We start from the raw sequence: 12,294 nt of genomic DNA on the forward strand, positions 1-12,294 counted from the left end.
TGTACGAGTGCGGGGGGAGAGGCCGCAGTCCGGGAACGATGTGTTTAACGCGTCCAGTCTTCCACGCGCAGGCCCTCGACGCGCGCAAACTCGCCGGTATTGTTGGTAACGACCACGAGATCCCGCGCCTTTGCCTGACCGGCGATAATTGCGTCATAGGGACCGATTGGCGTCCCCTTGGCGGCAAGGGCCGCCCGGATATCTCCAGCGACGTACGCATCCCTCTGGTCGAAATCGAGGACTGGAAAATCGGCGAGCAGTAAGCGCAACGTCTCGAGATTATGCTCGATCTTTGCACTTTTGTGAGCGCCAAAATAAAGCTCATGAGCGACAATTGAAGAAAGGCCGATCGTTCCCGGAACACTGCCGAGAACGCGACTGACCAGAGTATCTGATCGCCGACCGATCAAGGTGATCACGGCATTGGTGTCGAGAAGATAGGAAATCACGAAAACACCGCATCAAGCTCCGGCCGGTCCTGCTGATCGGGCTGTTTGCGGCCATCCGCCATGAAATCGTCGCTGACCCCGCGGGTGAGTGCAGCCCTCAGCGATGCCCATGCCTCCTTGGTCTCGACATGTGGGCGAAGGATGAGCGCATCGCCTTCCTGCGTGATCTCCACGCGCTCGACATTGAAGCGGAACTCTTTCGGCAGGCGAACGGCTTGTGAATTGCCTGCCTGAAAAACACGGGCGAGATGGGGCATGGCCGCTCCTCCTTTTGTATACACAGAAATGTATATACGCTCTTGACGGTTCTGTTTCAAGATATGATGCAAGACCCGGGTGCATTCGATGTCGCCCGACACATCGGCTTGGCTGGCACCGGCGAAGCCAGCCCGATCGCTTAGGTATCGTTTGCTTGTCGGCGGGCTGTGCTCGGGATGGCTTCATGCTGCCTGGCTGGACGGACGTTGACCGGGGCGACATTGCCGAAGACCACATATCGGACACGGGTATTTCCAGCTTCACCAGATGTTGCCGCACGACCGGCAATGGGCAGGACGGTCACCACGCCAATCATCGTGGACCGTGAAGGGATGGCGGCTGAGGGAATTCATCGCATGCCCCCGCGCGGGTGGAGCGGCGCTGGAGATGGCGCATTGGCGCGGATGGCGGCGAAGGTGCACGCGCAAGCCTGTGCCCGGTTCCGCTCAATGGTGGATCGGGCAGGCATGATGGTTTCGCTCCCTTCGATTGCTCCGAACCATTCCCGTTGTATGTCGCTCGTATAGACGACCGCCTGCTTTTGCGGTCAACCCCTGACGGGGTAAGACCCGCCCGAAAATTTTGCAAAATTCGATTTCGGTTCCCTTGCTTTGACGGAAAATAGAATTTTGCAAAATTTTCAGCCGAGCTGACCGCAGCAGGTCGGTCGTCTCTTCGTGCGCCATCGGGAATGGTCCCGAGCAACTGAAGGAGACACTACCATGGCAACCACGATCGCAACCTTGATGCAGAAGACCGACGGCAGCCTCGAAGGCGTTTTCGCCACCATCCGGGTCAACGCGCCGATCGCAATCGTCCCGAACGCGAGCAAGTCAAGCGACGAAGCCCCCGACTTCCGCGTCATCCATCGTCGGACCGGCTTCGAGATCGGCGCGGGATGGAACCGCGTCGCCCGCCAGACCGGAGAGGAATACCTCTCGGTGAAGCTTGAGGCTCCCGAAATCGGTGTGATCTTCGGCAACGTCGCCCCAGCTCCCGGCGGGGATCCGGCAAAGAAGGTGATCCTCTGGAACAACCCGAACTGAGCGGCAGGCAGCCGGCTTCGAGCGATCGGGGCCGGCTCCGGCATTTTGCACTGATTGATCCGTGTGAACATGGGAGTGAAAGCGGGCATCGAGCCCGCTGTCACTCCTTCCGGGTGCCAAACGGAACCAAACTTTGTCTGCTCAGACCGTCCAAGTGTGCCATGCCAGCCAGAATTCCTCAAGGACGAGCGGTTCCCCCAATTTTGCCGCCGATCGCTTGCGCGCTCGCCAACAAAATCGGCTCCTCCACTCGCCGCCTCCGGCGGTCGCGTTCCGCGCTCCTTGACCCCTCCGGCCTGCCATGACTGCGGGCAGCGTCTTTCACAAACATCAAGGAGACAATCAATGTCGATCGATCAGCACATCGAGGAACTACGCGCCGAGCTGCGGAACGCAGTCTATCGCAACGAGCGCCGCTGGATCGAGAAGGAACTGGCGAAGGCGCTGGCGGAGCGCGAGGCGCTCTGGGCCGAGCAGGCGGCTTTCCTCAAGAACGAACCTCCCTATTGAGGGCGGTTTCACGTCTCGGGCGTGCTGTGCGGCCTCAGCCGTTGAGCGCGTCCTTCACCGCTTTCGCCGGCGTGAAAGTTAGCTTCTTCGACGCCGCGATCTTGATTGTTTCTCCCGTCGCCGGATTGCGGCCTTCGCGTGCCGGCGTCTCTTTCACCTTGAACTTGCCGAAGCCTGGCACATTCGTCTCGGCGCCGGTCTTCGCCGCTTCGGCGATCTGCCGGAACACGCTGTCTACAATGGCCTTCGCCTGAGCCTTGGTCAGGCTCTGCTCGGTGGCGATGTTGTCCGCAATCGCGGTTGCTGTCGTCATAGAAAGTATCCTCCCAGGTTAAGGTCTGATCAGTATGACAATCGGTGTGCCGCGATGATAGGGACAGATACTGCTGCGGCGCGGTCAATCCACTGGAATTTGCTGGTTTTACTGGAGGTCGCTTTCAGGCGACCTCGACGCCGCGCTAAACTCTCGCTTCTGTTTCCATGCATACACAACACGAGGGACGCAACGCCAACGCTTGCAATGTACTTTTGCCGTAGATAGACTCGTGCAAATAAGCGAGTAAATCGCGCCGGCAAAGTCAGGTGAACGTTTGCCTGCGGCACATAGCAGGAGATCAAGTTGGTAACTGCCAAACCTCGCTCAACCAATCCGGCTTCAGTTGACGCGTCCAGAAACGCTTTTTGGCACTTCCTTCTGTTTGTGGCGAGGCTGCCATTTGCCATTCTCGGTGTTTTCGCCCGTTCGATGTTCTACAGCGCGTGGTATTTGGCCTTTTATCTCTTGTGCATGTTGCGGCCGTTCACCGGTATGTTGGTATTGGTCGCACTGGTCATGATGCCGATGTCGATCGTCGTTTTTGCCCATCCCGATGCTGCTCACGGCATGCCGTTCTGGGCGTTCGGCCTGATGGGACTTGTCTTGGTCGCCTTTGCGCTCGGCTACACGCTTTTTGTCGACTGGATCACGCCACCGGGGGCCGAAGATCCGTTCGAACGTTACCGTCGCACCGATCGTTAGCGGGAATTACGGTAATCAAGACGCCTGTGTTCACAGCAAATCACAGATCAAAAATGTGGCTTCACGAACCGATTGGCGCTTGCTGCAGCATCCATATCCTTCCGTCGGAAGTAGATCGCCCTGCCGCAGCGGATCGGACTGTGTCCTTGCACGATAATAATCTGCTCGTCTTTCCGCATCGATTGCGTGATTTCGTGTGGCATGATCAAGGGGCGGCGTTGGAAATTGACGTTTTCTGATTTGCGCGATGCGCCGTTCTTCATATCCCAGCCGATGTTGCGGGAACTTCCCTTCACCTCGACTGTCATCTCGCCACATTGGGCCGAGACATTACGCGCTGTATCAAGCGCTTTGATTGCCGCATAGGATGTGAAGGCGCAGCCATCGATCCATGAGATCGCTCCGTCTTTTCCGAAGTGTCGTTCCAGTTGTCCGACAGATTGGTATATCAGCATCAAGGATATGCCGTATTTTCGACCGCGATCGCGCGCTTCTTCCAGAATGCGCATGTAACCGAGTAGGTCGACCTCATCGAGCATGAAAAGTGCCCGTCGTTTGAAGTGGCCGTCAGCCTGTATCATGGCGTTGATCAGCGCCCCGATGATCACTCGACCTATGCCCGGATAGGAGCGCAGGATTGACGCTGGGATGTTAAGAAACACATCCTTCTTGCCAGTGACGATGTCGCTCGGTTTGAAGGTATTACCGCAGACAAGTGCTGCATAATTGTCGAGCGAGAGCCATTGCGTGTCCTTCGAAGCGGTCGAATAAACGCCGGAGAATGTCTGCTCGGTCATGTTGGTAAAGACGCCCAAGGTTTCGCGAATGAACGCCGAACCCGAATTCTCCTGAATGTCGCGCAGCATGGCTAGCACTGATGGCTCAGGTTCGGAAACGATCTGTCTGAGGCTGCGCAGATTTCGACGACCTTCATATTCTGACGATAGCATCACATGTGCGAGCAAGCCCGTCAGGAGATTATGCGCCTGGCTTTGAAAGTAGGAGCCGGTCGAACTTTCGAAGCGTGCCGTGTCCGACAGGAGCATATGGGCCATGCTAACGATGTCTTCTTCTCGCTTGCTTGAGGTTTCGATCCCGTCAAGTACATTGAAGCCGATGAGCGGGTTTGACGGATCGAGCACCATGACCTCACGGCCCAGCTTGGCTGTGCGATGCACTACGACCATTGGCGCGACCTCGGTTGAGGGGTCGAGGCAGATCAGCGGTCCGGTATAACGTAAAGCCGTCGGCACGACATTGCTGGTGGTTTTGTAACCTCCCGATCCCGCGAAGAAGAGCATATGCGTGGAATCGAAATCCTGCCCATAGGTGAGGAGCGGTGCTTTGCCGCCTTGTCCCCAAGTGGCACGATCATCTGGATCGAAGGGCAACTCGTGTACGATTTGCTTGTCGACGCGGTAACGCTCTCCGACAACGATCTCGCCATCAGATGGGAAGAGTTTCCCCGCAGCCGACATGGAAAGCCAGTCGGCGTCGCCGAAGGCTGCGCGTCGGGCACGCTTGACCTGTGCGGGAACGACAGTGGCGACGCGTGCCGATGCAGCGACTGCCATGAAGCCACACAACGCACCGATCACGACAACCATATCGAGATAGGAAAGTGCGGTGTCCCAGCTGATAAGACCGCGCTCAACGGATGGGGCCAGACGCGCGTATTCTCGCAAGGCATAGAAGCCAACGACGCCGAGAAAGCACAGGAGGCTCATCATGGCTATCGGTCGCCGATGATGCATGGGCAAAGACCAGACCGTCAACAGTCCGGCGAGCGGTCCGAGCAGAAGTGCGGGTAACGGAGCGGCGCGCAGAAACCAATATGTTGTTTTGCCCGACATGCCGGTCGCCAATTCCGCCCACCGCCAGCCGATAATATAGACGGTGATTGCCGTGACAACGGCCGGCACGAGGACGAGCAACAAGCTCGGGCTCAGTTTTCCCTTCAATGCCATTCGCGCATCTCCCGTTCACGCACGGCCTCAACCTTCTGTACCTGGGACTTGAATGCCTCTTCGCCATTATCGCGTAGCCGCCGATATTCGGGAGAGTTCATTGTCACGCGTGCCAGTTCAAGCAGGCCGCCGAGCAAGAACGCCCGGTCAGCCCTCGACAGTCCTGCCTTGACCACGATGCCACCAAGCAGGAATTTTTCGCGGGCTTCTTGTTTGCGGTCAGCCGTCATTTGAAATCGCCTCCGACGTTCCAGTCTCACGATCCGTTGATCGACGTGCCGGAGCAGTTGAGCCTGAGGTCCCTTTCTTCTCTTTTTGAAATCGTGCGGTGATCTCTTCGAAGATGCGATCGATGTCCTCGTCTGCAATTTCCAACTCCGCTAATCCCGACTTGGTGGCGGCCTTGGCGAAGCGCTCGGCTGATTTAACGATTGCGGCACGTCTGCGTTCACGCAGCTTCTCGATCTGGGCATCGATATCCAGAATTGACGATTTTGCGGCCATCTGTCGTTTCCTTTTCATGCAACAAAGTTTCAATTTCGTTTTTAACTATCTAGAATACGATAGTAAAATAAGCTATCTTGAACAAGTCCCCAAAACGCCGATGCCGGAATTTTTAGTCTGATCGTCTTCTGGTGAAGCGGAATCTGGCCTGCGGCCCGATCGGTTTGAGGGCGCAATATACGTCGCTGGAGCGACGTGCTTGAAAGAAGAGGAAACCAGACGTGGCGATTATGTTCATCAGAGCGCAGGTGATTGGAAGGGGAGCGGGACGCAGTATCGTCTCGGCTGCGGCCTATCGCCATCGCGCTCGTATGATGGACGAACAGGCCGGTACGTCATTTAGCTATCGCGGTGGCGCGTCCGAACTTGTGCATGAGGAACTGGCGCTTCCGAATGAGATTCCGGCATGGTTGAAGTCAGCTATCAAGGGGAAATCCGTCGCGGAAGCGAGCGAGGTATTTTGGAACGCGGTTGATGCGTCTGAGAAGCGGGCAGACGCACAGCTTGCGCGTGAATTGATCATCGCTTTGCCAGAGGAGCTGACGCGTGCCGAGAATATCGCCGTGGTCCAGGAATTCGTCCGGGACAATCTGACCGCAAAAGGCATGATCGCGGACTGGGTCTATCACGACAAGGATGGCAATCCGCATATCCATCTGATGACGGCGCTAAGGCCCCTGACAGAAGAAGGGTTCGGGCCGAAAAAGGTGCCTGTTCTTGGAGAGGATGGTGAGCAACTGCGCGTCGTTACGCCGGATCGGCCAAACGGCAAGATCGTCTACAGGCTTTGGGCAGGCGACAAGGAGACCATGAAGGCGTGGAAGATTGCCTGGGCGGATACAGCCAATCGTCATCTGGCACTTGCTGGCCACGAGATCCGCCTCGACGGTCGCTCCTATGCCGAGCAAGGCCTCGACGGCATCGCGCAAAAGCACCTCGGGCCAGAAAAGGCGGCGCTCGCGCGCAAGGGGATCCAAATGTTTTTTGCGCCCCGGCGAACTTACGCGTCGTCAGGAAATGGCGGACCGGCTGTTGACGGAGCCGCAACTTTTGCTGAAGCAACTCGCCAACGAACGCTCGACTTTCGATGAGAAGGATATCGCCAGGGCGCTACATCGTTATGTTGATGACCCTGTCGATTTCACCAACATACGGTCACAGTTAATGGCCTCGGATGATATCGTATTATTGAAGGCGCAGCAGGTCGACACGGAAACGGGCGAGGTGGCAGAGCCTGCCGTTTTCACCACGCGTGAGATTCTTCGCATCGAATATGACATGGCGCAGTCGGCGAATGTCCTGGCCAAGCGTTCGGGCTTTGCTATCTCGGAGAAAGCCACCGCTGCTGCAATCCGTCAAATCGAGACACAGGATCCACGAAGGCCCTTCCGGCTTGATCCCGAACAGATTGATGCAGTCCGTTATGTTACCGGGGACAATGGCATTGCTGCCGTTGTCGGTCTGGCTGGTGCGGGCAAGTCGACGCTGCTTGCTGCAGCACGCCTTGCCTGGGAAAGCCGAGGTTGTCGTGTAATCGGGGCGGCACTTGCTGGTAAGGCGGCAGAGGGGCTGGAGGAAAGTTCAGGCATCAAGTCCCGAACCTTTGCATCACTGGAAATGACATGGGCTGGCGGTCGGGACCTGCTTGAAAGGGGGGATGTCCTTGTCATCGATGAAGCTGGCATGATCTCCTCGCAACAGATGGCGCGCGTGCTGAAGGTGGCCGAGGATGCCGGCGCCAAGGTCGTTCTGGTTGGTGACGCCATGCAGCTTCAGCCAATACAGGCAGGTGCCGCGTTTCGGGTGATCAGCGACCGTATTGGTTTTGACGAACTTGCCGGTGTGCGGCGCCAGCGGGACGAATGGGCACGCGAGGCTTCTCGTCTGTTCGCGCACGGCGAGGTGGAAAAAGGTCTCGATATCTATGCGCAGCAGGGGCGCCTCGCCGAGGCAGAAACACGGACCGAAATCATCAATCGTATCGTCGAGGATTGGACCTATGCACGGCGCGACCTGTTGCACAAAGCCGAAAATGAGGAAACCGCGCGGCAGCTTCGCGGTGACGAGTTGCTCGTCTTGGCGCACACCAATGAGGACGTGAAGCGTCTCAATGCATCTCTGCGCCAGGTGATGGCGGAGGAAGGGGCACTGACCGGCGCGTGCGAATTCCAGACGGAGCGGGGGGCACGTGAATTTGCTGTCAGCGATCGGATTATTTTCCTGGAGAACGCCCGTTTTGTTGAACAACGTGCGCACCATTTCGGTCCGCAATATGTGAAGAACGGTATGCTCGGTACGGTCATATCAACCGGCGATAAGCGGGGCGGACCATTGTTGAGCGTTCGTCTCGATAATGGACGCGAGGTCGTGATCAGCGAGAACAGCTATCGCAATATCGATCATGGTTACGCTGCCACAATTCATAAATCTCAAGGCGTCACCGTGGACAGGACCTTTGTGCTTGCCTCAGGCATGATGGATCAGCATTTGACCTATGTCTCGATGACCCGTCACCGCGATCGCGCCGATCTCTATGCCGCAAACGAGGATTTTGAGCCAAAGCCGGAATTGGGACGAAAGGCGTGTGTCGATCATGCCACTGGCGTTACTGGCGAAATGGTGGAGACCGGCGCGGCTAAATTCCGGCCTGAGGACGAAGACGCCAAGGAAAGCCCTTATGCTGATGTGAAAACCGATGACGGTGCTGTTCACCGCCTTTGGGGCGTCAGCCTTCCAAAGGCATTGGAAGGGAGCGGTGTCCGCAAGGGCGATACTGTCACTTTGCGCAAAGATGGCGTTGAACAGGTTAAGGTGGAAGTGACCGTCGTCGACGAGCAGAGTGGTCAAAAGCGGACCGAGGAGCGGGAGGTTGAGCGAAACGTCTGGGTGGCGGAGTTGCAGGAAACGGCCCATGCGCGCGAGCAGCGCCTTGAGCGCGAGAGCCATCGGCCAGAGTTATTCACGCAACTGGTGAAGCGATTGTCTCGGTCAGGCTCCAAGACGACAACGCTCGATTTCGAGAGTGAAGAGGGTTACCGGGCGCATGTGCAGGATTTTGCGCGGCGGCGTGGCATCGATACACTCTCCGGGATTGCGGCTGAAATACAGGAAAGCGTTTCGGGACGACTAGCGTGGATTGTGAATAAGCGAACGCAGGTCGCAAAACTCTGGGAGCGAGCGAGCGTTGCGCTCGGCTTTGCAATCGAACGCGAACGTGGCATGACGTATAGTGAGGCTGACAATAAAACCTACGCAGTAGAAATTGCCACAGCCGGAAAATATCTGATCGCGCCGACTTCGATTTTTGCCCGCAGTATCGAAGAAGACGCCCGTCGTGCACAGCTTCGCTCGGATCGCTGGAAGGAGCGGAACGAAATTCTCCGACCGGTGCTGGAAAGGATCTATCGTGATGCAGACGGTGCGCTCGCCAGACTGAACGTTCTCGCTTCCGATGCACGAACCGAGCCGCGCCAGCTTGCCGATAATCTCCTGACCAGACCGCAGCGCCTCGGCCGTCTGCATGGTTCGGATCGCTTTGTCGATGGGCGGGCTGCGCGTGATGATCAAAATGCGGCGCTGGGTGCACTGTCGGAACTCGTGCCGCTGGCGCGCGCCCATGCCACCGAATTCCGACGTCAGGCCGCACGCTTCGGTATCCGTGAGCAGCAACGGCGTGCACATATGTCCCTGTCGATCCCAATGCTGTCGAAGCCGGCGATGGCGCGTCTCATCGAAATTGAGAATATCCGCGAACGGGGTGGGGGCGATGCTTACAAGACCGCCTTCCGCTACGCCGTGGAGGACCGCCAACTGGTTTAGGAGGTAAAAGGCCTTAATGATGCCTTGACGGCTCGGTTCGGCTGGAGTGCCTTTACCAATAAGGCCGACGCGGTTGCCGAGCGGCACATGACTGAACGTGTGCCGGAGAATATCTCACCCGAGCACCGCGAAAAACTCGTGCGTCTGTTCAACGTCGTCAGGCGCTTTTCTGAAGAACAGTATCTGGCCGAGAAACAGGATCGTTCAAAGATCGTTGCCGGTGCGAGTATCCAACATCATAAGGAGATTATGCCCATGCTACCGATGCTTGCTGCCGTGACGGAGTTCAAAACATCTGTGGAAGAGGAAGCGCGAAGGCGCGCGATCGATGTCGCGCTTTATCGGCATCATCGCGCGGCACTCACCGAGACAGCGACACTTATCTGGCGGGATCCTGCGGGGGCAGTGGCAAAGGTCGAAGAACTTGTCATGAAGGGCTTTGCGGGTGAGCGAATTGCTGCAGCGCTTAGCAACGATCCCTCGGCCTATGGTGCATTGCGTGGCTCCGATCGCTTGATGGACAGGCTACTTGCTACCGGACGCGAACGGAAAGAAGCCGTTGAAGCTGTGCCCGAAGTGGCGAGCCGGGTGCGTTCACTCGGCGCGTCGTGGGCATCTGCCCTGAACGCGGAGAAACGAGCGATCATCGAGGAGCGGCGGCGCATGACAGTTGCCATTCCTGGCCTGTCACGAGCGGCGGAAGACGCGCTCTCGCAATTGGTTAATAAGCAGAACGAGCGAAGGGAGAGGGGTAACAAGCGCGAGGTTAGTGTGAATTCGCTTGAGCCACGCATAGCCAGGGAGTTTGTTGCAGTTAGTCGGGCTCTTGATGAGCGTTTCGGTCGAAGTGCAATTTTGCGTGGTGATAACGACGTAACCAACCGTGTCTCACCGGCACAACACCAAGCCTTCGCGGCGATGCGGTTGCGGTTGCAGATAATACAGAAGACGGTGCGGGCAGAAAGCAGCCAGGAGATTGTTGCTGAACGGCAGCGGCGCGGGGTAAGCCGCACGATTGGCATTACGTGATAAACTGAAGAATATTGAGCAAACAGAACAGGAAGTTCCGCGATGCTTGGACATTGGAGCATTTGATACTGTTGGTGCCCACCGGCTTAGCGATATGGCAAAGAGACTATTTCTCGCTAGAACGAGCCAGACAATTATTTTGCAGCACCTCTGGATATCGCTATTGTTTAGCGGGATGAACGGTTTGCTTTCTCGTCCAGTCTGTCAGGCAGGTGCTCATTGACCAGATGAAACGGCATGCCCTGTTCAGTGAGCCATTCAATTGACCCTGCCGCGTCGGGCTCAAATTTTAAGAGGCTACCTATGACGAGCGTACGAATTCCATGGAACGTCACAAGGTTTTGGGCGGAAATCCGGAAGGAAAGCCCACTGGGGGTTGATCTGATAATTGCCTGACTGTTGACAAAGTACAGGAGCGTGTCGTGTTCATTTGCAACGACTGATCGGCAAAGCCCCGCGATGTGCAGACAGATATTCTCCGCGATATATGGTGCCTGTTTGACGGCGACGAAGGCTTCGCAGGCATGTTGGTACATGATTACTCCATTGTGTGAATAAGTCTCAAACTTTCCGACATTTTGCTGGTTATGCCTTTGTAATCTCGACTCAGGCGCTACCATGATGATTTCCCGGATCCCTAAGCCAAGGACAGGTGATGCCAATCGCAATTATTCGTGGCGCGCACTATTCGTCTGGAAGTGTGCTACCCAGTTGGGTAGAGTTGATATAAGTTGATTGGGGTTAGGGGCACGAAACGAGACGAAATCGAACGAAACGTAGCGAAATTCGAGCCTGTAAGATATTGAATAAGAATGGAAAGTTTTTTATCCCCCCCCGCCGCAAGATGGGAGCGATTTCAAAGAACTGTTCAAGGGAGTAACCGCTGCAGGTGCAGGTCGATCCTTGGGCAGGGATGGATTGCCCACCGGACCATGGACAGCCGAGCTTCTTGCAGAAGCGATCTCCCAAATCGATTCCAGCCGCACCGGCGTCGATCCGCGAACCGTGCAGCACTGGTTTCAGGAAAATGACAAAGGAATCAGCACTACCAACATTCGTTGGTTGGCCAGAGTCTTTGGTTGCAATGATCCTGTCGCTACAAGCCAATGGCAAATAGAGCTTACCGCGGCGCAATCGCTTGGTTGCCAAGAGACGAGAGCTGAAGAAAACTGAAATCGTCATTACGTCTGCGGAGCCAGCACAAGACGCCGCCGAAATTGGGCTGGGATCTGTGAACCCGCTGATTGCGGGCGATAGAGAAGTGAAGCGCCGGACGCTGGCCAAACAATCAGAGGAGCTATTCAGCGAGGGAGCTCCCCTAAATCTGCCCGCTTCAATTTTCGCAGGAATGTCGGCTCTTGGGTGTCGTACATCATTGGCATTCACAATGTGACATTTACCCGGTCTGATTACGTCGTGAAGCAAGTCGGATTCCTCTGGGCCGCGAACTGGACACTTGTGTTCATGGTGTTCCTGCCGCTCTTTCTGGCTGTCGTCTCCGAACTGGTAAATTCCTGGAAACATGAAGAGCGAAGGCTGCTTTTCGAAGGCACACCAGAGGACAGTGACCGAGGGTGGCAGCGAATTGTTGACGCCTCGTCGAGTTCATTTTGGGCTGTTCTCTTGATTTGTGTGCTCTTCGCGGGCGTTTTCCAGGGATCTGTTGCAACGTTTCGTCAAAGACGGCGGAGTAA

Annotated in this window: 11 protein-coding genes and 3 pseudogenes; 7 read left to right on the forward strand and 7 right to left on the reverse strand. The window is 56.5% G+C overall.

Annotation, left to right across the window (positions count from 1 at the left end):
* Window positions 1–44: 44 nt before the first annotated feature.
* Window positions 45–449, reverse strand: a complete 405-nt coding sequence (locus JAU75_RS12810) for a type II toxin-antitoxin system VapC family toxin (RefSeq protein ID WP_199056896.1) — start codon at window positions 447–449, stop codon at window positions 45–47.
* Window positions 446–706 (reverse strand): type II toxin-antitoxin system VapB family antitoxin, encoded by a 261-nt coding sequence (locus JAU75_RS12815; protein ID WP_182522109.1) that lies wholly within the window; start codon window positions 704–706, stop codon window positions 446–448. Before JAU75_RS12815 ends, JAU75_RS12810 begins: the two co-directional genes overlap by 4 nt.
* 185 nt (window positions 707–891) lie before the next feature.
* On the opposite strand from JAU75_RS12815, the gene JAU75_RS12820 reads away from it, so the two are divergent.
* The 3 genes from JAU75_RS12820 (at window position 892) to JAU75_RS12830 (ending at window position 2,263) form a co-directional block, all read left to right on the forward strand.
* Window positions 892–1,035 (forward strand): hypothetical protein, encoded by a 144-nt coding sequence (locus JAU75_RS12820; protein WP_199056897.1) that lies wholly within the window; start codon window positions 892–894, stop codon window positions 1,033–1,035.
* A gap of 394 nt (window positions 1,036–1,429) precedes the next feature.
* Window positions 1,430–1,753 (forward strand): DUF736 family protein, encoded by a 324-nt coding sequence (locus JAU75_RS12825; RefSeq protein ID WP_121539001.1) that lies wholly within the window; start codon window positions 1,430–1,432, stop codon window positions 1,751–1,753.
* 345 nt (window positions 1,754–2,098) lie between these two features.
* Complete coding sequence (locus JAU75_RS12830) at window positions 2,099–2,263, forward strand: hypothetical protein (RefSeq protein WP_182522112.1); 165 nt, start codon at window positions 2,099–2,101, stop codon at window positions 2,261–2,263.
* Between the two features lie 34 nt (window positions 2,264–2,297).
* Here JAU75_RS12830 and JAU75_RS12835 read toward each other — a convergent pair whose 3' ends face one another.
* Entirely contained in the window at window positions 2,298–2,576 is a 279-nt protein-coding gene (locus JAU75_RS12835; protein ID WP_199056898.1) for an HU family DNA-binding protein, read from the reverse strand.
* A 306-nt stretch (window positions 2,577–2,882) separates the two neighbouring features.
* Between JAU75_RS12835 and JAU75_RS12840 the strand changes: the two genes are divergently transcribed.
* Entirely contained in the window at window positions 2,883–3,281 is a 399-nt protein-coding gene (locus JAU75_RS12840) for a hypothetical protein (protein WP_199056899.1), read from the forward strand.
* A 47-nt stretch (window positions 3,282–3,328) separates the two neighbouring features.
* On the opposite strand, the gene traG is transcribed toward JAU75_RS12840, so the two are convergent.
* Genes traG through JAU75_RS12855 form a run of 3 tightly spaced genes read right to left on the reverse strand, consistent with a single transcriptional unit; the run spans window position 3,329 to window position 5,752 of the window.
* Window positions 3,329–5,248, reverse strand: a complete 1,920-nt coding sequence (traG, locus tag JAU75_RS12845) for a Ti-type conjugative transfer system protein TraG (protein WP_199056900.1) — start codon at window positions 5,246–5,248, stop codon at window positions 3,329–3,331.
* Window positions 5,239–5,478: a conjugal transfer protein TraD gene (locus tag JAU75_RS12850; protein WP_199056901.1), complete on the reverse strand. Its 240-nt coding sequence runs from the start codon at window positions 5,476–5,478 to the stop codon at window positions 5,239–5,241. The genes traG and JAU75_RS12850 overlap by 10 nt, the downstream gene beginning before the upstream one ends.
* Entirely contained in the window at window positions 5,468–5,752 is a 285-nt protein-coding gene (locus JAU75_RS12855) for a TraC family protein (protein ID WP_199056902.1), read from the reverse strand. The genes JAU75_RS12850 and JAU75_RS12855 overlap by 11 nt, the downstream gene beginning before the upstream one ends.
* A gap of 221 nt (window positions 5,753–5,973) precedes the next feature.
* Here JAU75_RS12855 and traA point away from each other — a divergent pair.
* A pseudogene (gene traA, locus JAU75_RS12860) lies at window positions 5,974–10,600 on the forward strand (Ti-type conjugative transfer relaxase TraA).
* Between the two features lie 167 nt (window positions 10,601–10,767).
* Here traA and JAU75_RS12865 read toward each other — a convergent pair.
* Window positions 10,768–11,136 carry a hypothetical protein gene (locus tag JAU75_RS12865; RefSeq protein ID WP_199056903.1) on the reverse strand — a complete coding sequence of 123 codons (369 nt, stop codon included), beginning with the start codon at window positions 11,134–11,136 and terminating at the stop codon, window positions 10,768–10,770.
* A gap of 266 nt (window positions 11,137–11,402) precedes the next feature.
* On the opposite strand from JAU75_RS12865, the pseudogene JAU75_RS24255 reads away from it, so the two are divergent.
* Window positions 11,403–11,768: pseudogene (locus JAU75_RS24255) on the forward strand (hypothetical protein); the annotation flags it as partial.
* Window positions 11,769–11,876: 108 nt separating this feature from the next.
* Window positions 11,877–12,256, forward strand: a pseudogene (locus JAU75_RS24260) (hypothetical protein); the annotation flags it as partial.
* Between the last annotated feature and the right edge of the window lie 38 nt (window positions 12,257–12,294).

The organism is Ochrobactrum sp. Q0168 (genome assembly GCF_016427605.1).
GTDB lineage: Bacteria > Pseudomonadota > Alphaproteobacteria > Rhizobiales > Rhizobiaceae > Brucella.